This is a genomic window from Chryseobacterium sp. MYb264 (assembly GCF_035974275.1).
Lineage (GTDB): Bacteria > Bacteroidota > Bacteroidia > Flavobacteriales > Weeksellaceae > Chryseobacterium.
Map to the genome: position 1 here is coordinate 1,474,058 of NZ_CP142422.1, position 22,078 is coordinate 1,496,135.

The 22,078-nt window shown below is 38.2% G+C and carries 12 protein-coding genes, 2 tRNA genes and 3 rRNA genes; 3 read left to right on the forward strand and 14 right to left on the reverse strand.

Annotated elements, in window-relative coordinates:
* Positions 1-36: 36 nt before the first annotated feature.
* The 9 genes from VUJ46_RS06280 to VUJ46_RS06320 all read right to left on the reverse strand — a co-directional run bounded on the left by VUJ46_RS06280 (position 37) and on the right by VUJ46_RS06320 (position 11,167).
* Positions 37-1,062: a PDDEXK nuclease domain-containing protein gene (locus VUJ46_RS06280; protein ID WP_326984150.1), complete on the reverse strand. Its 1,026-nt coding sequence runs from the start codon at positions 1,060-1,062 to the stop codon at positions 37-39.
* Positions 1,063-1,082: 20 nt separating this feature from the next.
* Positions 1,083-2,039 carry a WG repeat-containing protein gene (locus tag VUJ46_RS06285; RefSeq protein ID WP_326984151.1) on the reverse strand — a complete coding sequence of 319 codons (957 nt, stop codon included), beginning with the start codon at positions 2,037-2,039 and terminating at the stop codon, positions 1,083-1,085.
* Between the two features lie 199 nt (positions 2,040-2,238).
* The gene (locus VUJ46_RS06290; protein ID WP_326984152.1) at positions 2,239-3,531 is read right to left on the reverse strand and encodes a glycosyltransferase family 39 protein; all 1,293 of its coding nucleotides are present in this window, start codon (positions 3,529-3,531) and stop codon (positions 2,239-2,241) included.
* A 76-nt stretch (positions 3,532-3,607) separates the two neighbouring features.
* Positions 3,608-5,035: an adenylosuccinate lyase gene (gene purB, locus VUJ46_RS06295; RefSeq protein WP_326984153.1), complete on the reverse strand. Its 1,428-nt coding sequence runs from the start codon at positions 5,033-5,035 to the stop codon at positions 3,608-3,610.
* Positions 5,036-6,006: 971 nt separating this feature from the next.
* A 5S ribosomal RNA gene (gene rrf / locus VUJ46_RS06300) occupies positions 6,007-6,114 on the reverse strand.
* Positions 6,115-6,290: 176 nt separating this feature from the next.
* A 23S ribosomal RNA gene (locus VUJ46_RS06305) occupies positions 6,291-9,045 on the reverse strand.
* Between the two features lie 158 nt (positions 9,046-9,203).
* Positions 9,204-9,277: transfer RNA gene (locus VUJ46_RS06310), tRNA-Ala, on the reverse strand.
* 91 nt (positions 9,278-9,368) lie between these two features.
* A tRNA-Ile gene (locus VUJ46_RS06315) sits at positions 9,369-9,442 on the reverse strand.
* A 208-nt stretch (positions 9,443-9,650) separates the two neighbouring features.
* Positions 9,651-11,167: ribosomal RNA gene (locus VUJ46_RS06320) — 16S ribosomal RNA — on the reverse strand.
* Together the 16S, 23S and 5S rRNA genes with 2 tRNA genes alongside form the textbook arrangement of a ribosomal RNA operon.
* An 885-nt stretch (positions 11,168-12,052) precedes the next feature.
* Between VUJ46_RS06320 and VUJ46_RS06325 the strand changes: the two genes are divergently transcribed.
* From VUJ46_RS06325 to VUJ46_RS06335, 3 genes are all read left to right on the forward strand, one after another.
* Positions 12,053-12,235 carry a hypothetical protein gene (locus VUJ46_RS06325; RefSeq protein ID WP_326984154.1) on the forward strand — a complete coding sequence of 61 codons (183 nt, stop codon included), beginning with the start codon at positions 12,053-12,055 and terminating at the stop codon, positions 12,233-12,235.
* Positions 12,236-12,397: 162 nt separating this feature from the next.
* Positions 12,398-13,282 (forward strand): AraC family transcriptional regulator, encoded by an 885-nt coding sequence (locus VUJ46_RS06330; protein WP_326984155.1) that lies wholly within the window; start codon positions 12,398-12,400, stop codon positions 13,280-13,282.
* Positions 13,283-13,350: 68 nt separating this feature from the next.
* Complete coding sequence (locus VUJ46_RS06335; RefSeq protein ID WP_326984156.1) at positions 13,351-14,517, forward strand: iron-containing alcohol dehydrogenase; 1,167 nt, start codon at positions 13,351-13,353, stop codon at positions 14,515-14,517.
* 244 nt (positions 14,518-14,761) lie between these two features.
* Here the strand turns inward: VUJ46_RS06335 and VUJ46_RS06340 are convergent, their stop codons facing one another.
* The 5 genes from VUJ46_RS06340 to VUJ46_RS06360 all read right to left on the reverse strand — a co-directional run bounded on the left by VUJ46_RS06340 (position 14,762) and on the right by VUJ46_RS06360 (position 22,074).
* Positions 14,762-15,175, reverse strand: coding sequence for a hypothetical protein (locus VUJ46_RS06340; RefSeq protein ID WP_326984157.1), 414 nt, complete (start codon positions 15,173-15,175; stop codon positions 14,762-14,764).
* Between the two features lie 585 nt (positions 15,176-15,760).
* Positions 15,761-18,088, reverse strand: coding sequence for a beta-glucosidase BglX (bglX, locus tag VUJ46_RS06345; RefSeq protein WP_326984158.1), 2,328 nt, complete (start codon positions 18,086-18,088; stop codon positions 15,761-15,763).
* Between the two features lie 277 nt (positions 18,089-18,365).
* The gene (locus VUJ46_RS06350) at positions 18,366-19,073 is read right to left on the reverse strand and encodes a prolyl oligopeptidase family serine peptidase (protein ID WP_326984159.1); all 708 of its coding nucleotides are present in this window, start codon (positions 19,071-19,073) and stop codon (positions 18,366-18,368) included.
* 69 nt (positions 19,074-19,142) lie between these two features.
* Complete coding sequence (locus tag VUJ46_RS06355; protein ID WP_326984160.1) at positions 19,143-20,531, reverse strand: glucoamylase family protein; 1,389 nt, start codon at positions 20,529-20,531, stop codon at positions 19,143-19,145.
* 76 nt (positions 20,532-20,607) lie between these two features.
* Complete coding sequence (locus tag VUJ46_RS06360) at positions 20,608-22,074, reverse strand: RagB/SusD family nutrient uptake outer membrane protein (protein WP_326984161.1); 1,467 nt, start codon at positions 22,072-22,074, stop codon at positions 20,608-20,610.
* Between the last annotated feature and the right edge of the window lie 4 nt (positions 22,075-22,078).

Here is a 22,078-nt window from a genome sequence, read left to right on the forward strand (position 1 = left end):
TAGATGTCAGATATTAAATATGATTAGACTTATTTTTTATTTTTCAAATTTATTCCTTGCGATTTCTATCGAACGATGAAGTTTTTCAAGTAAAACTTTTTCTGAAGGTAATATCAGGAAATATTCTGCTACTTTACTATTATCCTTTTCCAGATTCATGAGTTCAATATGTTCGGAATTTTTTCCGGAGCAAAGAATTAAACCAATTGGAGGATTTTCTCCTTCCACTTTTTCATACGTATTGAGATATGATAGATAAAGCTCCATTTGCCCTTTATGTGATGCTTCCAACTCTCCCAATTTCAATTCGATAACTACTAAAGATTTTAATTTTCTGTGATAGAAAAGTAGGTCTAAATAGTAATCTCTATGGTCTATTGTAATTCTTTTTTGTCTTGAAAGAAATGCAAAATCATTTCCTAATTCAGAAATAAATTTTTGAAGCTCCACAATAATAGCTTCTTCTAAATCTCTTTCTGAAAATGTATCTTTTAACTCTAAAAAATCCAAAAAGTAAGGATCTTTAAAAACTAAATCAGGATTTAAAACATTAGTTTCAGACCATTTTTTTAGTTCATTATTAATTATTTCCTCAGGATTTTTACTGATCTCGGTTCTTTCAAATAGTAAAGAATTTATCTTTTCTTTTAACGTTCGGACGCTCCAATTTTCAATTTTACAAATTTCAATATAAAAATTTCTTTTTACCTCTTCAGAAATAGGTATTAAAAGTAGGAAATGAGTCCATGACAATTGTCGCATCAGCGATGCGACAATTTCAAAATCTTGGAAAACAGAAGCAAATTGCATCATTTTTCGCAGATTTTTATTTGAAAAAGAGCTCCCAAATTCAAGAGTAAGCTGTTCAGAGATTTGAACAATTACTTCTTTACCATATTCCGCCCTTTTATTTCCTAAAATATCTTCATTTATTCTTTGACCGATCTTCCAATACAAAACCACCATTGCTGAATTCACCTGAACCGCTACCTGACTTTTTGTTTTGGTAACTAATTCCTTTAAATCCATCATTAATTGCTGATGATCTTGATTTTGTAACATTATTTTGAGATAATTTACTCTTATTTACTTAATTTATTCGGAATATCCGGATGCTCTTTCTGAAATTTTTCAGCTTCTTTTATTGATTTTTTCAGCCAATTCTCAAAAGGAATTTTTTCATTTTCATATTCTACAGCCTGGACAGTATTTCCATCTTCAGAAACGATAAATGTCATCCACCACAAGCCGGATATCATCTTCCTGTAATCGTAGGTCGCAATCTGATAATAAGGAAAATTTTCCTTTGGTCTTTCAACGATTTCAAAAAATAATTTCTTCTCATTTTCAGATAACTTACTATTATAATTTACATAATAGATTTCAGGAATTATTTTATTTTTTTCGAAAAACTGAAGAATTTTCTTCTCTTTTTCGTTGTATTTGAATGGGTACGGATAATCTTTACCCTCGATTTCCACCGTATTTGAAGACTTTGCAACAGGCTGAACAATTTCACCCTTATAATTCATCACTCCCCAAGTTCCGCCAACAATTGCTTTATGCTCATCTTCGGTTTTTTCCCAATCACAACCATCGCAAAACGTGACATATCCGTAATTGAACCGGGACACAAAATCATGTTCGGGCTTTATAACAACCTTTCCATTTCTGTCTACAAAACCAACCTTTCCGTCTTTGACGAATCTTCTTACGCCTTCATAGAAATAATCCGCACCGTTGTCATAAAGGAAAGGTCGATACAGGAAATTTCCTTTTCGGTCATAAACATATCCCCATTCATTTTTTTGCAGTTTTTCACCTTTTTTATGACCATCAAAATAAATGGTTTCCCCTTCCACCAATTCTCCATCCTTTAAATAAGAAAAAATTTTGAACTGTGCAGGAACGATGATTTTTCCCTCCTGATTTTTAACTCCAACCAAGGAATCTTTTGATTTAAAATATTTTAAAACTTCCTTTTCTTGTGAAAAAGAAAGCACCGGCATTAATAAAATGATTAAAACTGCTCTTTTCATATTATATATTTGGTATGGATTCAGGAAAAAAACTATTCTTATCTTCTAAGATCGGTTTTCTTACGCGAATTTACGATAATATAATATCTTCTAGCAAAATATCGTCTACGGAATTCTTTATACATATAAAAACTATTCTCCCAAATCTAAATTTTTATAATCTTCATACATTTACATGATTCAAGATTTCTGGCAATTCCTATTTTTCATTTAATGCAGGAAGCAAACTCTCTCCATATTTTGTAATGTCATAATTTTTAATATTCTTCAGCTCATCCGTTATATCAGAAGGATAATAGATGGTATATCTCCTGGAAAGATAATACTTAATTTCCTCTTCAGAGGGTCTAAGTAAAACTTTACCAGCCGTAATTTTCTGGGGATACAGATAATTATAAGCATAATAGAACCCTCCGCAAACCAGTACTTTACGTCTTGTATTTTTTTCTGAGAACTTCTGGTGCAACTGATGCGTATAATTCCATATATCGGTCTCCATTTTTTCAGTCACAAAAACACTTCCTTCCAGATGTACTTTTGACATGTTTACATGCAAAAGAAAAGGACTCAGAATCAATAATAAAAATACTGTTTTTTTTATTTTTTCAGAGAACAGGACAATATTTAAAATTATAATTAAAAAAGGTATTAGCGGAAGATTATAATAACTTTCAAAAGGAAATCTGAAATAAACAGCACTTGTTATCGCTATGTTTAATCCACAAAAAATAAATAATGATTTGTATTGTTTAGCTTTTTCGCTAACCTTTCTGCTATTTTTAAGAACAAACAGTACAGCAATCATCAATCCCACAAGTCCTAAAACTCCGTACAAATAAAGGGTATAAAAACTCACAATGGTTTTTATATCCGGTAAACCCCAAATTTCAGACGGAAAGAAATCTAAACCGTATGTTCTGAAAACCGGTATAAAACAAACACCAAATGTTAGCGCCGAAGTCAGCAGAAAATAAAATATATTGACTGCTTTTTTTTCTTTAACAAGGTAAATTATAAGATATAAAAGAGGTAATAACAATACTATATTGGTAAATCTTGTAGAAATCATTAAACCAATAAGGATACCTGAGACTAAATATTTCCTGTTTAAGAGATTAAAAATTCCTGCCAATAAGAAAAATAGGCTCCACATATACTCCATATTTACTGTCGACGCAATAAATATACCCTGCGTGAAAGCCAGAGCTATGGTAGCAATTAATTTATTTTTAAGATTGAAAGAGTTAAGAATTTTATAAAAGTACACCATAGAAAGAGCCGAAAACAGCACCGTCACCACATTAAGAACCCACCACGCATCCGTACCAAAAAAAGAGCTTAAATATTCAGACACAGGATATCCTGGTAAACGAGAAGCTTCATATAAACCGGTTTCCGAAATCTTCTGACCCTTAGATAAAACAAGCCAATTATCAGGATCTGTCCCCGGACTGTTCCAGATAAAAGGTAATCTAGATATGATAACAGCCAAAAAAATAAATATAATTTTAAATTTTTCTTTCACAGTTTCAAAAAAAAAATGCAGCCCAAAAGGCTGCATAAAATATTTATACTTTAAGATCAGCTTCCAGTCCTATCAAATCTTTGTTTGCATCTATAATCGGCTGAACTTCATTCGTGATGAATTCCTCCGTTTGAATCGGTGCAAAACCGATGAAGTTTTTAGGATCTAGCACTTCCTTTAATTTTGATTTATCTAATTTTAATGAATCGTCGTTCAGGATTCTTTCGATAAGGTCATTTTCTTTACCTTCTTCTTTTACCTTTTTAGACGCTTCCATAGAATGAACTCTGATCACTTCGTGAATTTCCTGACGGTCGCCACCAGCTTTCACTTCTTCCATGATAATGTATTCTGTTGCCATGAAAGGAAGTTCTTCCATAATATGTTTGTTGATTCTGTTCGGATAAACCACGATTCCGTTCATGATGTTGTTCCAGATCAGTAGAATTGCATCAACAGCTAAGAAAGCCTGAGGAATCGTTAATCTCTTGTTTGCAGAATCGTCCAAAGTTCTTTCAAACCATTGTGTTGACGCTACCATTGCAGAACTTGTCGTTAAAGACATTACATATTTTGCCAAGGCTCCGATTCTCTCACTTCTCATTGGATTACGTTTGTAAGCCATTGCCGATGAACCAATTTGGTTTTTCTCGAATGGTTCTTCTATTTCCTTAAGATTTTGAAGTAAACGTAAATCGTTTGTGAATTTATGTGCAGATTGAGCGATGTTTCCTAATAAAGCCACCACTTTTGCATCGATTTTTCTGTCGTATGTCTGTCCGGAAACACCGAAAACTCTTTCGAAACCGAATCTTTTTGACAATTCTTTATCTAAATGTTTAACTTTAGAATAATCACCGTTGAAAAGCTCCAAGAAACTTGCCGCCGTTCCGGTTGTTCCTTTCACCCCTCTGAAACGTAAAGTTTCTAAGAAGAAGTCAAGCTCTTCGATGTCAAGAACTAAACTCTGTAACCAAAGTGTCGCTCTTTTTCCAACGGTCGTTAACTGAGCCGGTTGGAAGTGAGTAAATCCTAAAGTCGGTAAATCTTTATACTGAATCGCAAAATCAGAAAGATTTTTCATCACGTTTACCAACTTTTTCTTTAAAATTAAAAGTCCGTCACGAATCTGAATTAAATCTGTATTGTCTCCTACAAACGCAGAAGTTGCTCCCAAGTGAATAATTCCCTTTGCTGAAGGCGCTACATCACCATAAGCGTGAACGTGAGCCATCACATCATGACGGAATTTTTTCTCATACTCCGCTGCTTTTTCATAATCAATATTTTCAGCATTGGCTTTCAATTCAGCAATCTGCTCGTCTGTGATTTCAAGGCCTAAGTCTTTTTCGATTTCAGCAAGAGCAATCCAAAGTTTTCTCCAGTTCTGGAATTTATTATTATGAGAAAAGTTAAACAACATTTCTTCGCTTGAATAGCGTTCTTCCAAAGGATTTTTGTAGGAATTCATTCTTTTCTTTTACTTTTTTAGATATGCAAAAATACGGTTTTTAAGCGAGAGAGAAAAATAGATTTCACAGAAGCTCGTAAGATGAGTTTGTTTATAAATAAATCCTTTTAATTATTCTATTTTTCTCACTACAATCTATTACATTAAACTCAGTTTTTAAGAATCTGATTTGAATAGTTCTGTGGTCCATTATAAAATGGGAAACAAAACAATTTTTTATTGCCACGAATGCACGAATGATATTTTCATTTCCCATAGATCATAGAGTTGGTTTGCTTCTTTAGGCTTTCGGAAATTATCTTTGATTATTACGGTCATAAAAAGGATCGGCGGAAGCAAAAATGTAATCCTATCTATTAAGATTGCTAATTATTTGCGATTGGAATTTACTTTACCTATTCGCAGATTTCTTATAGTAACAGGTCGCTCCTACGGAGCTTTTTCGACGGGTCAACATCTGGGGCTATTAACAGATCGCCCCTCCGGGGCTCTCCCGCTTCTAGCTTCTGGCTTCTGGCTTCTGGCAAAAATACAAGTATCAATGGTAGACATGACAATTTTTTATTGCCACGAATGCACGAATGATATTTTCATTTCCCATAGATCATAGAGTTGGTTTGCTTCTTTAGGCTTTCGGAGATTATCTTTGATTTTACGGTCATAAAAAGGATCGGCGGAAGCAAAAATGTAATCCTATCTATTAAGATTGCTAATTATTTGCGCTTGGAATTTACCTTACCTATTCGCAGATTTTTTTATAGTAACAGGTCGCTCCTACGGAACTTTTTCGCCGGGTCAACATCTGGAGCTATTAACAGATCGCCCCTCCGGGGCTCTCCCGCTTCTAGCGTCTAGCGTCTGGCATCTGGCATCTGGCATCTGGCATCTGGCATCTGGCAAAGGTAACTTTGTTTGAGTTTCGAGCAAAAAAAAAGTCTCATACTAATTAAAGTATGAGACTTTTTAATAAAAACTGGCGGCGACCTACTCTCCCGCGTTAGCAGTACCATCGGCGCTGGTGGGCTTAACTTCTGTGTTCGGAATGGGAACAGGTGAGCCCCACCGCTAAAACCACCCTAAATATGGTTTAATATAACAATGTAGTTAATGTAACAGTGTAACAATTAATTTTATTTCTTACAATTATTGTTACATTGGTTAAATGGTACATTCTTAAATTATATGTATCGGTAAATTTCATCACAAAGGCAAAACCAGTGGCGCACTTATAAGGCTTGTTTAATAGCAACCAATAGGCTATAAATCTACGGGTAATTAGTACTACTCGGCTATGCTGTTACCAACTTTACACCTGTAGCCTATCAACGTGGTCATCTCCCACGACCCTTAAAAGATGTCTCATCTTGAGGCGAGTTTCGCACTTATATGCTTTCAGTGCTTATCTCTTCCAAACGTAGCTACTCAGCGGTGCACCTGGCGGTACAACTGATACACCAGAGGTTTGTTCAATTCGGTCCTCTCGTACTAGAATCAAGCCCTCTCAAACATCTAACGCCCGCAATAGATAGAGACCGAACTGTCTCACGACGTTCTGAACCCAGCTCGCGTGCCACTTTAATGGGCGAACAGCCCAACCCTTGGGACCTTCTCCAGCCCCAGGATGTGACGAGCCGACATCGAGGTGCCGAACCTCCCCGTCGATGTGAGCTCTTGGGGGAGACTAGCCTGTTATCCCCGGAGTACCTTTTATCCTATGAGCGATGGCCCTTCCATACGGAACCACCGGATCACTATGTCCTGCTTTCGCACCTGATCGACTTGTTGGTCTCACAGTCAAGCACCCTTATGCCATTACACTCTACGCACGGTTACCAAGCGTGCTGAGGGTACCTTTGAAAGCCTCCGTTACTCTTTTGGAGGCGACCACCCCAGTCAAACTACCCACCACGCAATGTCCTTCTAAAAGAAGTTAGGCTCCAAGTAAGTAAAGGGTGGTATTTCAACGTTGACTCCACAAACACTAGCGTGCCTGCTTCAAAGTCTCCCACCTATCCTACACATTACTTACTCAAAGTCAATACGAAGTTATAGTAAAGGTTCACAGGGTCTTTTCGTCCCATTGCGGGTAATCGGCATCTTCACCGATACTACAATTTCACCGAGCTCGTGGCTGAGACAGTGCCCAGATCGTTACACCATTCGTGCAGGTCGGAACTTACCCGACAAGGAATTTCGCTACCTTAGGACCGTTATAGTTACGGCCGCCGTTTACTGGGGCTTCAGTCAAACGCTTCGCTTACGCTAACGCCCTTCCTTAACCTTCCAGCACCGGGCAGGTGTCAGACCCTATACAGCATCTTTCGATTTAGCAGAGTCCTGTGTTTTTGATAAACAGTCGCCTGGGCCTCTTCACTGCGGCCACCATTGCTGATGGCGTCTCTTCTTCCGAAGTTACGAGACTATTTTGCCTAGTTCCTTAGCCACGACTCACTCGAGCACCTTAGGATTCTCTCCTCGACTACCTGTGTCGGTTTTGGTACGGGTTGCTTCACTTCGGCTTTTCTTGGATCCGAGTTCACTACAGCAGCTTCGCCCGAAGGCTAGGCCTTGACTATTCCGTCAGTCTCCAGTAGCTACATCGAACCGTCCCCTTTTTAATGTGAGCAAGTATGGGAATATTAACCCATTGTCCATCCACTACCCCTTTCGGGTTCGCGTTAGGTCCCGACTAACCCTCAGCTGATTAGCATGGCTGAGGAAACCTTAGTCTTTCGGTGAGGGGGTTTCTCGCCCCCTTTATCGTTACTTATGCCTACATTTTCTTTTCTGTCCGCTCCACAATACCTCACGATACTGCTTCGGCGCAAACAGAATGCTCTCCTACCAGATGTAATAAATTACAAATCCATAGCTTCGGTAATATGTTTATGCCCGATTATTATCCATGCCGGACCGCTCGACTAGTGAGCTGTTACGCACTCTTTAAATGAATGGCTGCTTCCAAGCCAACATCCTAGCTGTCAATGCAGTCCAACCGCGTTGCTTCAACTTAACATATATTTGGGGACCTTAGCTGTTGGTCTGGGTTCTTTCCCTCTCGGACATGGACCTTAGCACCCATGCCCTCACTGCCGCAGAACATTTATTAGCATTCGGAGTTTGTCAGGAATTGGTAGGATTTGACTCCCCCGCATCCAATCAGTCGCTCTACCTCTAATAAACTTTTTTACGACGCTGCACCTAAATGCATTTCGGAGAGTACGAGCTATCTCCCAGTTTGATTGGCCTTTCACCCCTACCCACAGGTCATCCGAAGACTTTTCAACGTCAACCGGTTCGGTCCTCCACTTTGTGTTACCAAAGCTTCAACCTGCCCATGGGTAGATCACAAGGTTTCGCGTCTAATCCTACTAACTATGCGCCCTATTCAGACTCGCTTTCGCTCCGGCTCCGTAACTTAATTACTTAACCTCGCTAGTAAAATTAACTCGTAGGCTCATTATGCAAAAGGCACGCCGTCACCCAACTTGTGGGCTCCGACCGCTTGTAGGCGTACGGTTTCAGGTTCTATTTCACCCTTCTATTCGAAGTGCTTTTCACCTTTCCTTCACAGTACTTGTTCACTATCGGTCTTTCAGGAGTATTTAGCCTTGGAGGATGGTCCCCCCATATTCAGACAGGATTTCACGTGTCCCGCCATACTCATTTATCATCTTAATATACCTTTCGAATACCGGGCTATCACCGTCTATGGCTGTTCTTTCCAGAACATTCTTCTAAATATATAAAAACTTTTGGGCTAATCCGCTTTCGCTCGCCACTACTTACGGAATCTCTTCGATTTCTTTTCCTCAGGGTACTTAGATGTTTCAGTTCTCCTGGTTTGCTCCTCTTACGAGGTGACAGGTCTTCAACCTGCCGGGTTGCCCCATTCGGACATCTGCGGATCTATTCGTGTGTGCCAATCCCCGCAGCTTTTCGCAGCTTACCACGTCCTTCTTCGCCTCTGAAAGCCTAGGCATCCGCCATACGCCCTTAACGATTTCTTTCCTATTTTTAGGTTACTCAAGCACTTATAAGTGCTCGGTTTTCTCTTTGTGATGTCTTTACCGTTAATGTCAATGATCTTAATTTCTTCTCTTCCGTTTGATGAACAATTGTTGTTTTTGGCTCCAATCGTAACTTTTAAATCAAACTTCCAAAACTGTGGAGAATAAGGGAGTCGAACCCTTGACCTCCTGCGTGCAAGGCAGGCGCTCTAGCCAGCTGAGCTAATTCCCCCTCTAGTTGAGTGTATGAGTAGTAGTGTGGGAGAGTTTGAGCGTTAAACTCATATTCCCTTATACTCTAAAACTCTTATACTCAAAATTAGTAGTCTCGGGCAGGCTCGAACTGCCGACCTCTACATTATCAGTGTAGCGCTCTAACCAGCTGAGCTACGAGACTTTGTTATAATTTTAAATTTTAAATTGAAAATTTTAAATGCTTTTTAAATCTATAATTTATAATCTAAAATCTCTCTATCCCTATACTAATTTCTAGTGGGTTTTGTATTTTTTATATAATCAACCAAACAAAAAACTAAAGCTTTACTTTAAGTAAGTACTTGTGTATCTTGCGATACTAATTTTGTTTAACGTCTAAAGACGCTCTAAAATGAGATGTTCCAGCCGCACCTTCCGGTACGGCTACCTTGTTACGACTTAGCCCTAGTTACCTGTTTTACCCTAGGCAGCTCCTGTTACGGTCACCGACTTCAGGTACCCCAGACTTCCATGGCTTGACGGGCGGTGTGTACAAGGCCCGGGAACGTATTCACCGCGCCATGGCTGATGCGCGATTACTAGCGATTCCAGCTTCATAGAGTCGAGTTGCAGACTCCAATCCGAACTGAGACCGGCTTTCGAGATTTGCATCCTATCGCTAGGTAGCTGCCCTCTGTACCGGCCATTGTATTACGTGTGTGGCCCAAGGCGTAAGGGCCGTGATGATTTGACGTCATCCCCACCTTCCTCTCTACTTGCGTAGGCAGTCTCACTAGAGTCCCCAACTTAATGATGGCAACTAGTGACAGGGGTTGCGCTCGTTGCAGGACTTAACCTAACACCTCACGGCACGAGCTGACGACAACCATGCAGCACCTTGAAAATTGTCCGAAGAAAAACACATTTCTGCGTCTGTCAATTCCCATTTAAGCCTTGGTAAGGTTCCTCGCGTATCATCGAATTAAACCACATAATCCACCGCTTGTGCGGGCCCCCGTCAATTCCTTTGAGTTTCAAACTTGCGTTCGTACTCCCCAGGTGGCTAACTTATCACTTTCGCTTAGTCTCTGAATCCGAAGACCCAAAAACGAGTTAGCATCGTTTACGGCGTGGACTACCAGGGTATCTAATCCTGTTCGCTCCCCACGCTTTCGTCCATCAGCGTCAGTTAAGACATAGTGACCTGCCTTCGCAATTGGTGTTCTAAGTAATATCTATGCATTTCACCGCTACACTACTTATTCCAGCCACTTCTACCTTACTCAAGAACTGCAGTATCAATGGCAGTTTCACAGTTAAGCTGTGAGATTTCACCACTGACTTACAGATCCGCCTACGGACCCTTTAAACCCAATAAATCCGGATAACGCTTGCACCCTCCGTATTACCGCGGCTGCTGGCACGGAGTTAGCCGGTGCTTATTCGTATAGTACCTTCAGCTACTCTCACGAGAGTAGGTTTATCCCTATACAAAAGAAGTTTACAACCCATAGGGCCGTCGTCCTTCACGCGGGATGGCTGGATCAGGCGCTAACCCATTGTCCAATATTCCTCACTGCTGCCTCCCGTAGGAGTCTGGTCCGTGTCTCAGTACCAGTGTGGGGGATCACCCTCTCAGGCCCCCTAAAGATCAATGACTTGGTAGGCCGTTACCCTACCAACTATCTAATCTTGCGCGTGCCCATCTCTATCCACCGGAGTTTTCAATATTAATTGATGCCAATCAATATATTATGGGGTATTAATCTTCCTTTCGAAAGGCTATCCCCCTGATAAAGGCAGGTTGCACACGTGTTCCGCACCCGTACGCCGCTCTCTCTGTCCCGAAAGACAAATACCGCTCGGCTTGCATGTGTTAGGCCTCCCGCTAGCGTTCATCCTGAGCCAGGATCAAACTCTCCATTGTATGTTTGTTCTGACTCACTCAAAGTTTTGACGCTTTAGTTTTTCCTTACTTGGTTGTTATATTATATTTCAATGAACTTCGTTCTTTCGCTTTTTTACCAGGACAATCTTTCTGTCAGTGTCGTCCCGTATTTGCGAGTGCAAAAGTAATAACTTATTTCTTATTGACCAAATTTTTATGAAGAAAATTTTAAAGTTTTTTGATGACCTTAACTCTTCGTTTATTATTTATCAACCTCACTCCTGCTCCCCGTTTTACCGGACTGCAAAGATACAAACTTTTTCTAAACTCGCAAGCTTTTATCTAATTTAATTTTGAAATTATTTTAAATTAAAAACTGGTAGTTTTTATTTGTTTATCTTAAAGTGATCTTTAATTTATTGCTTATTCAAAAGCTCTTCTGCGCTTACTGATATACTCTCGTTTTCAGTGGGGCAAAGATAGGAGCTTTGGACAATACAATCCTAATTTATTTAACATAATGTTTACTTTGAGTTCATATTTGAGCGTAACGAGCTGATTGATTGGGAGATTTTTTTGATTAAAAGGGTTTTCTGTGCGAGGGTTTTGTATGCGAGGGTTGTAGAGTTTGAGGGTCGGTGGGTTTGGGGGGAGTGGAGACCATGAAGTTGAAGATACGTGGAATGGGATTATGTTCTATTAGATAAGGAAACCTTATAGGTTTTGAAAAACTATAAGGTTGGGGGTTAAATGGTGGATGATGGCAAGGTTATGTTATCATATAGATGGGAGCAGCTTCGGAAGAACCACCTCGTCAAAAATTCTTTGAATTTTTGACACTCCTCCAGAGGAGGAGAATTTTTTAGAGTGGGGATCTGAGGGTGGGATATGCTTCAATTGAAAGTTTTTTTAGCTGATGTGAACTTGAAGGGCAATTCGGGTAAATCAGTACTCTGTCTTGTTGGATCTTTTTACTTCTTACTGTTTGCTTCTTACTTCCTGCTTCACGTAAAAGAATGGTCTATGTTTTTTGTGACGCAGGTTCAATATGATATGGGAATGGGAGGAGGAGAAGTAGAGAATGAGTATGAAATTTTCTTAAACTGATGTTTGCCAATTCGCTCCTTCAAAAACATATACCATACAATTTAACTGCCACAGGCAATCTTCTGTCCCCCTCTACTCGCCTCATTAATCTGTGGAACTATTCTTTGCAAATGCACGATATTTTGAGCTACCTTTGGTGCTTCGTTTTAAAACAATCATGAAATGGGAAGTTTGAAGAAATTGGAAATTAAAAAGAATATTCAGAAAGAGGAAGATAAAAATCTGTCTTTTCGAGTTTTTGATTTGAATGAAGAGCATTTAAAGGATTATTTTAAGCCTCATAAAAAAGATCATTTCTTAATTATTGTTATTGAAAACGGAACCCTTCAGCTTCATATTGAAGATAAGATTCATTATTTAAAAGCCGGAAAAATTTCTGTGGTATTTCCGGAACAGGTTCATTTTATTTCAGATTTAAGTTCGGATTTAAAAGGAAAAATTATTCTGTTTGAAGAGATTTTATTCTGTTCTGATATTCTGAAAAATGAATTGAGTACGTATAATGTCAATCTTTCGACTCAACTTAACTGCACCATTCTTTCTCCTGAAGATTTTGAGCAAAGTTTAAACTCTATTCAAATTATACAAGGAATTTATCAGAAGCCTAGTTTAATTAAAAAAGAACAGGCAAGATTTCAAATTAAAATATTTTTGTTAGGTTTAATTGAATCTGTTCATGGCTTGCATCCTATTTTACATAAAGAAACAGCAGATAAACCGATTTATGTTCGATTTAAAAAATTATTGAATGAACATTACAAACAATACCGAACCGTTCAATATTACGCTGAAGAATTAGCCATTACAACGAAAAAATTAAATTCAATTACTAAAAAACATTGCGGAGAAACAGCAATTCAGGCAATTCATAACAGAATTTTAATGGAAATAAAACGTCAATTGATGTTTTCAGATCTTTCACATAAAGAAATTGCTTTTGATTTGGGATTTAATTCTCCTTCCGCACTCAATAAGTTTGTAAAGGCAAAATTGAAGGAAACTCCCACCGAACTTCAGCAGGAATTGGCGCAAATGTATAACGCATAATCCTGTTTGTATAACATCGCTTGTTTTGGTTGATCTAATTTTGTCTCATCAAAAATTAAGTCAAAAAAATGAGCAAATTATTTATTGCAGGAGAAGTTTTCCACGGTGCGGGAACCCTTTCTGAATTAGCAAATATCAAAGGTACAAAAGCAGTAATCGTAACAGGTGGAAGCTCGATGAGAAAGAGCGGAACGTTGGATAAAGCCGTAGCGTATCTTACTGAAGCAGGAATCGAAACTCAGATTTTCGAAGGTGTAGAAGAAGATCCATCATCAGCAACTTGTGCAAAAGGAGCTGAAATGATTCAGGCTTTCCAACCGGACTGGATTATCGGTTTAGGAGGTTGTTCTGCGATTGATGCTGCAAAAATCATGTGGGTTTTCTATGAATATCCTAATGCAGATTTCGATGCGATGATCAAGCCTTTCACGGTTCCGGTTTTAAGAAATAAAGCTAAATTTATTGCAATCCCTTCTACAAGCGGAACAGGAACTGAAACAACAGGTCTTGCGGTAATTACTGACAGAGAAAAAGGGGTAAAATACCCTATCGTTTCTTATGAATTAACTCCGGATATCGCGATTGTTGACGGTGAAATCTGTGCTTCAATGCCAGCTCACGTGACTTCAAACACGGGTCTTGATGCTTTGACTCACTGTGTAGAAGCATATGTTTCAAACATCGATAACAACATCGCAGATGCCCTTTCTAAAGGAGGTTTGGAGATTGTTTTTGACAATTTGAAAGAGGCCGTTGAAAATCCTAACAATATTGTAGCCCGTCAGAATATGCACGATGCTTCATTTATGGCAGGGTTGGCATTCAACAATGCATGGTTGGGAATTGTTCACTCGTTATCTCACCAGGTTGGTGCTTTGTACGGAATTCCTCACGGAGCGTCTAACGCAATTTTCCTTCCGAATGTAATCCGTTATAATGCTCAAGCGACAAACCGTTTTCCTGATTTAGCGAGAGTAATCGGTAAAGAAACAGCTGAAGATCTGGCTCAGGCTATTGAAACTTTACGTTCTGAGGTTAATAATCAATCAGCGATCAAAGAATTTGGAATTTCTAGAGAAGACTGGGATAAAAACCTTGATTATATCGCCAACAATGCTTTGGTAGATCCTTGCACAGGTTTCAACCCAAGAGTTCCTTCTTTGGAAGAATTGAAAGCTATTTACAATGCTTGTTATGAAGGTCTTGTTTATGCTGAAGAAGTTGTTGCAGGATAATATTTTAATCCTACTATTATAATTAAACGTTATAGATTTTTGAAATCTATAACGTTTTTTTTTGGGTATGTTTATCACTAGCCCCGATTGAGCGGCCTGTTTGAGCTCTTTTTCAAGTTTCGGGTTCGGCGGCTTCGCCGCCGAACCCGAAACTTGAAAAAAGCGAGTAGCGAAAGCGGGAAAAAGCTCCAAAATTTAAGTTTAAAATAAAAACAGGAAGCCAATTTTGACTTCCTGTTTTGTTTTATTGATAAATCACTACATCATCTTTTTTAATCTGATAGCCTTTTTTCTTATAAGGAACTAAAACGTAGCTTTCTTTAATGTGACTTCCGCTTTTCCAGATTTTTCCCGTGCCCTGTCTATCCAGAATAATACTTTTAGCATTTCCATCGGGAATAAAAATTTCGGCTTTGCTCATGCTTTTGTTGAAGATAACCGCCGTCATCGAAGTATAGCTTTTATCAGATTTCACCTCGTTGAGTTTAATTTTCTGTTCAAAAACGCGTACACAATCATTTCTAAGTTGTGAATAGGTATAACCCGCCGAACCGATGCAGCCATGAACATCTCTGTCGCCACCCACAACCGGAGCTTTCTTCTGTGCAAAGGTTAAACTTCCAAGGAACATCGCAGTAAATAAAATTGTTTTTTTCATATTGTAAAAATTTAAGTTTTCATTTGGTAAAAAGTGTGCCAAAAAGCATCTATTGGTTATTATTGTTCTAAGATAGAAAAAAAACCATTCATTTTGAGCGGCTTAAAAAAAAAATTTATTCTGTTGGGTTTTGCCTTATATTTTATTTTGGTCTCTTCGATTAGAGCTTTGAAAAAAATCATATCGAGAAGTTTGTGTTTGGGAGACCAATTTTGAGCTTTGGTTCACGGGGTTCTCGATACATTTTTTCTCCACTTCGTTACGAAAAAACACTCGAACTGACGCATCTATTCTTAACATGTATTATATTAGAATTTATATTTAATTGTTTAAAAATACTGATTGACCCATTCGTTAAGTACATCAAACATTCCATTAAACTAATCAACCATTACGGTACAACAGTCAAGCATTTTGAAATAGCAGTCAACCATTCCGAAGAGGCAATCAAGTATAATTTATTGCTTTTTAATACTTTACAGACATATTCTATTTTTAATCTGTTCTGTTTTAGTTTTATTAATTTATTTTCCATAAAAAAAGTCACTCTTTCGAATGACTTTTATAATAATTGATTTGAACCTTTTATTTTGTCCAATTGATTTTTGAATGTTTCACCTCTTCCGAGTTGGTACCAATCATGATATCAAAATCTCCGGCTTCCCAATCGTATTTCAAATCTCCGTTGTAGAATTTCAGATTTTCAGGGCTGATATCGAAGGTAACCTTTTTAGATTCTCCTTTTTTCAACATCACTTTTTGGAATCCTTTCAATTCTTTTACCGGTCTTGTGATGCTTCCCACCATATCTCTGATGTATAACTGAACCACCTCAGCTCCGTCGTAGTTTCCGGAATTGGTAACCGTTATGGAAGCCTGAATCGTCTGGTCTCCTTTTGGATGAGCATTAGAAACCGTTACATCAGAATAAGTGAATGTAGAATAGCTTAAACCAAATCCAAACGGATAAAGCGGTGTATTACACTCATCCATATAATTAGAACGGAATCTTTGGTATTCACATTTATCAGTCAACTCCTGGCTTAAAGGGCGACCTGTGTTTTTAGCATTATAATAAATAGGAACCTGTCCTAAGCTTCTTGGGAACGTCATCGGTAATTTCCCTGAAGGATTTACTTTTCCAAAAAGAACATCTGCAATAGCATTTCCGGCTTCAGAACCTGGGAACCAAGCATTCAGAATAGCATCGGGCGTATCTTTTACATTCGTTAAAGCCAAAGGACGACCGGTGAATAACACCATTGCGATTGGTTTTCCTGTCTTTTTCAATTCATTTAATAAATCAACCTGAGACTGAGGAATCGTGATTTCAGTTCTTGAAGAAGATTCTCCGCTCATTTCCGCAGATTCTCCGATGGCCAGAACAATAACATCTGCTTTATTGGCAACGTCAACCGCTTCTTTTAATAACGCTTCTTTTGAACGGTTGTCTCTATCGGTTTTCTTTCCGTGAGCTGCGTAGATTTCTTCTAATTTAGCATCGTAATCGATGTTTGCTCCTTTAGCAGAAAGGAATTTCACATCTTTTCCGTAATTAGCCTGAAGACCTTGCATTAAATTCACAGAAATTGCGTGCTTTGTAGCCACACTCCAAGTTCCTGCCATGTTCATTGAGTTGTTTACCAATGGTCCGATTACCGCAACTGTTCCTGATTTTTTCAATGGTAAAACCTGGTTTTCGTTTTTCATCAAAACCATAGACTGAGAAGCTACGTTTCTCGCAATATTACGGTTTTCCATGCTGTAAACTTCTTTTGCAGCCAACTTAGCATCTCCGTGCTTGTATGGATTGTCGAACAAACCCAGATCATATTTTGCTTCAAGAATTCTTTTCGTTGCCATATCGATCTCAGCCTGCGTCACTTTTCCTTCAGCTAAAGATTTTTTTAATGTTGTTAAAAAGCCTTCACCTACCATATCCATATCAACACCCGCTTTCAACGCCAATGCAGAAACTTCCTGAAGATCTCCCATTCCGTGGTCTACCATCTCATTGATCCCTGTGTAATCGGTCACTACAAAACCTTTGAATTTCCACATATTTCTCAATACTTCTGTCTGCAACCATCTGTTTCCCGTCGCCGGAACTCCATCCACTTCATTGAAAGAAGCCATCACAGATGCTACACCTGCATCAACAGCTGCTTTATACGGTGGGAAATATTCGTTGAACATTCTCACGTGGCTCATGTCAACCGTATTGTAATCTCTACCCGCTTCACCAGCTCCGTACAGTGCAAAATGCTTTACACAAGCCAAAATATTAGTTCCGTTTGCCAAATCTTTTCCTTGATAACCGTACACCATGTTTTTAGAAATTTCACTTCCTAAATACGGATCTTCACCAGAGCCTTCAGAAACTCTTCCCCATCTTGGTTCGCGGGAAATGTCCACCATTGGCGAGAACGTCCAGTTGATTCCGTCGGCTGCTGCTTCTCTTGCTGCAACTTTCGCTGACTGCTGCACTAAATTCATATCCCAGGAAGACGCTAATCCTAGTGGAATCGGGAAAGTGGTTTCGTAACCGTGAATCACATCCATTCCGAAGATCATCGGAATTTTCAGACGGCTGTTTTCAACCGCTACTTTCTGAACGGCCTTGATTTTATCAGCCCCTTTTATATTGAATAGTCCACCGACTAAACCTTGCTCTACTTTTTTTCCGATATCGGAACTTTTAGCCAGACCTGTCGTAAAATCTCCTGAACTTGGTAAATTCAGCTGCCCGATTTTCTCGTCTAAGGTCATTTTAGCCAAAAGATTATCTACAAAAGCTTTCTTTTTAGCCTGATACTGCGCTGTCTGATAAGACTGAACGGGCTTCGTTACCATTTCCTGAGCCGAAACTACAGGTGCTAGTGCTAAAGTCGCGATTACAATTAACTTTCTCATAAATCTATCTTCTTAAATTATAGTTCAATTTTTTTTGTTTTTTGTTGGTTAAACGCAAAGGCGCAATTCTTTTAAAAACTTCATGTTTTTAAGGCGCAAAGGCGTTTCACTTAGTAAAGTTTTTATGCTTTACGATTTAATAATAATTTAAATTTTAACGCTAAGTTCGCTAATGTTCTTCTTTAAAATTATCCTGCGTATTTTTTATTCGCAAGGGCGTTTCACTCAGCGAATGATAGCAATCTAAAATTTACTTATACTATCAATTTTAAATGAATTATTTCTCTTTCTTTTTACTCAACATCCATTCATACAACGCAGGATTTGAATATGTAGAATCCCATGAATTATGATTATCATTTGGGAAAATCGTTAATTCTGCCGATGGATTGACTGGGTGTAGTTTTTGGTAAAAATTAAAAGCATTTTCAGGCAAAACAACATCGTCCATTCCGCCGTGAAAAATTTTCATGTTTAAATCTTTGTATTGATTGATGTTCGCATACATCACTCTGTCAGTCGGTGCGCAAACGGAAACTACCGCAGCAAACATTTCAGGATGTTCCATAGCCAGTTTCAGCGTTCCCCAACCTCCCATCGAAAGCCCTGTAAGGTAAATTCTGGAAGTATCTATCTTATACTTTTTCTGAATTTCTTTAATCAAATGATAAACGCTTACCGTATCCCACCAATTATCTGCAGGGCATTGAGGAGCCAAAATCGCCACAGGTTCATTAATTAAATTCCTGTACGTAAAAGGACTATGCGCTTTTACAGCTTCCAGATCGTTTCCTCTTTCTCCCGAACCGTGAAGAAATACAATTAACGGAACATTTCCTTTTACTTTTTGAGGATAATCGAGAACGTAAGATATTTTCTCGGTTCTTTTGACCTCTTTGTTGAATGTTGTTTTTATTTCCTGAGCATTTACGCTTAAAGAAAATGGTAAAAGTAAGAGGGGTAAGTGGTTTATTTTTAATTTCATTGTTAATATTTAGGTTTTGTTTGAATGGTTATTTATCCTTGTCAAGGTTTAAAACCTTGACAAGGACATTTATTTAATATTATATTTTTCAGATTTGAAACTCAATTTCTTTAATCCTTGCTGAATTTCCGGAGCATTCATGAATAATTTCCATAAAAATCCGGTTCTGTAATTTTCAATCATCGGAGCAATCGTTCCCTGATCAATCGCTAAATATCTTGGCGTTGTCCAATTATCATAATTGATTGACGTTGCATCATAAGGTCCCGCAGACCCTATAAATTCAGGTTTTTGAGTATAGATAAATCTCAGGAAATCCATCGATTCTTTTGGCGAATACGGAAAACTGCTTAACGCCGCCGTCGGAGTAATTACACCATGATCATTTTGTGGAAAATGAGCATCATACCCTACACTTCCGTCTTTATTTCTTGAATAGCCTGCTGTTAATCCCCAATAATTTGGTCCGTAACCTTTCCAACCTTTTGGATTTTCAACACAATATTTATAATCGATAAGAACCTGATTTTTGTTTAAATCAAAGTAATTTTTGATTAATTTATCTGATAAATTCGTTGGATCTAAACCGATGTAAGAATATTGGGTCCAGAATAATGGTCCGCCATATTCTTCTGCCCCATTGTGCTTTACATACATTGGAAGTCCGTATTTTTCTTTGTCTGAAAGGTAAGTTCCGTTTCTTGTCCAGCCTTTGTAATACGTTTCAGCGTCGATTGGATAGGTTGGTGACGAAGCTGCCAGAATGTAAGTAATCAAACATTCATTATAGCCTTGAAGCGGGAAGTTCATTTCCCACTGATATTCCGGTGACCAGTGCCAGTAAAGGACTTTCTCACCTCCTTTCGTATACCAATTCCATTGAATTCCTTTCCAAAGTTCGTCACATTTTTTAGCAAGTGCTTTTTCTTCAGCATTTCCGTTTTTAAAGTATTCACGAACCATTAAAATTCCTGAAGTCAAAAACGCTGTTTCAACCAAATCTCCACCATTATCTTTTTTACCGAAAGGAACAGTTTTTCCGGTCTCTCCGTTGATCCAGTGAGACCAGGCGCCTTTATGACGATCTGATTTTGCTAAAAAATCCATCATCGTGGTGAGCCTTTTTACGGCTTCCTTTCTTGGAACAAAACCTCTTTCGACACCCACTAAAATTGTCGCCAATCCAAACCCGGAACCTCCTGTTGTGATGACGTGCTTATCATTATCAGGATAAATATTATCTTCATGATAACGCTCTCTTCCTAATTTAGAATTGGGTTCTGCGTAATCCCAGAAATATTTTAAAGACTCATTCTGAACTTTATCCATCAATTGCTCATCCGTAATATCGTTTTTTACAACCTGAGTTTGAGAGTTTGAGGGTTTAAGCGTCTGAGAATTTTTGCAGGAAACCGTAAGTAATGATACAACAGCCATTGATAGTACTATCCTTTTCATAATTCAAATTTTAAAGTTGATCCCTAAAAGAAGAGGAGAATTTTCATTCTCCTCTGTGATTTTATTGATTAAATTTTTAGTAGTTCGGGTTCTGAGCTGAACGACCTTTAGCTTCAGTAATAAATGTCTGAGGCAAAGGAAAAACTTCATGCTTTCCAACAACAAATGTTTTACCATTAGCAGCCATAGCAGATTCGGCCTGTCCTGTTCTTACCAAATCAAACCATCTGTCATGTTCAAATGCTAATTCTAATCTTCTTTCTTTCCAAATTGCAGTTCTTAAAGCTGATTGAGTAGTAGCCGTTGTATTGGCAATCTTCGCTCTATCTCTTACTTCATTCAATAATGGAATTGCTGTTGAAGTTTGACCTAACTCATTTAAAGCTTCGGCTTTTATCAGTAATACTTCTGCATATCTAAGATAACGAATATTGGTATCTGTATTATCTTGTGAAGTATACGCAGACGAATATGCCTTGTAATTATAATAATTATTGTCTGCATCATTTGCTACGACTCTTCCATCATACAAGGTCATCCCTTTTTTAATGATGGTAGCATCTCTTCTTTCTGTATCACCTTCAGAAGTATATGCATCATATAAACTTTGAGTTGGAGTATTGAAACCCCAGCCCCAGCCTCCGGTACCTCTGGCACCTTGAACTTGAGTATATTGTTTGATTCCTTTACCTTTTTCATTTCCAGAGCCCTGAATTTCAAAAATTGACTCTGCATTATTTTCACCAGACACTTTATATATATCTAGAAAAGTTGGTGTAAGAGAATAGCCTGTAACCAAATTACATTGATCAATAGCTAATTGATATTTTTTCTGATAAAGATAAACTTTTGCAAGTAATGCATGAGCAGCGCCTTTTGTTGCACGACCAACATCTGCAGTACCATATTCTGATTTATTCGGTAAAGCTTCTGCAGCATCAAGAAGGTCTTTTTCTATAAAAGCATATATTTCTTCTTTGCTTTTTCTTGTTAGCTGCATCTCAACATCTTCTTCGTTTCCTAACACAGGAACATGATCTACTAAAGGTACTCCTCCAAATGATCTAACCAAAGTAAAATACATGAATGCACGCAGAAACTTAGCCTCCCCTGTAAGTCTGGCTCTCAAACTAGTATCTGCATTATTAAGTTGAGGCAGATATTTCAGAGCTTGATTACATCTATTAATACCTTGATAGTTTGAGGAAAATAAGCTTTCAAAAGAAGGTGTAGATGGAGTAAACGCAAGAGCATCTAAAATATCTTTATCTGAACCAGTGTCTCCGGCTGTACTGCCTTTATCTGCATCATCAGAAGTAATTGACGTAACACCAATCCAAGCAAAACTACTCATATCCCAATCTAAAAATTTAGCATAGATAGAATTCACAAAACTTGTTGCCCCTTCATTATTATCATATAAAGATAAATCATCAACATTAACCTGTTCAGTCGGTGATACTTCTATAAAATCATTGCTACAGCTTTGGTTAAATAGTCCTGTAAGAACAAGAGCTGATATTATTATATATTTCTTTTTCATTTTT

Coding starts and splice junctions, on each gene's coding strand:
- VUJ46_RS06280 (WP_326984150.1), bottom strand. CDS start 1,062: ATGTTACAAAATCAAGATCATCAGCAATTAATGATGGATTTAAAGGAA.
- VUJ46_RS06285 (WP_326984151.1), bottom strand. CDS start 2,039: ATGAAAAGAGCAGTTTTAATCATTTTATTAATGCCGGTGCTTTCTTTT.
- purB (WP_326984153.1), bottom strand. CDS start 5,035: ATGAATTCCTACAAAAATCCTTTGGAAGAACGCTATTCAAGCGAAGAA.
- VUJ46_RS06330 (WP_326984155.1), top strand. CDS start 12,398: ATGGGAAGTTTGAAGAAATTGGAAATTAAAAAGAATATTCAGAAAGAG.
- VUJ46_RS06335 (WP_326984156.1), top strand. CDS start 13,351: ATGAGCAAATTATTTATTGCAGGAGAAGTTTTCCACGGTGCGGGAACC.
- VUJ46_RS06340 (WP_326984157.1), bottom strand. CDS start 15,175: ATGAAAAAAACAATTTTATTTACTGCGATGTTCCTTGGAAGTTTAACC.
- bglX (WP_326984158.1), bottom strand. CDS start 18,088: ATGAGAAAGTTAATTGTAATCGCGACTTTAGCACTAGCACCTGTAGTT.
- VUJ46_RS06350 (WP_326984159.1), bottom strand. CDS start 19,073: ATGAAATTAAAAATAAACCACTTACCCCTCTTACTTTTACCATTTTCT.
- VUJ46_RS06355 (WP_326984160.1), bottom strand. CDS start 20,531: ATGAAAAGGATAGTACTATCAATGGCTGTTGTATCATTACTTACGGTT.
- VUJ46_RS06360 (WP_326984161.1), bottom strand. CDS start 22,074: ATGAAAAAGAAATATATAATAATATCAGCTCTTGTTCTTACAGGACTA.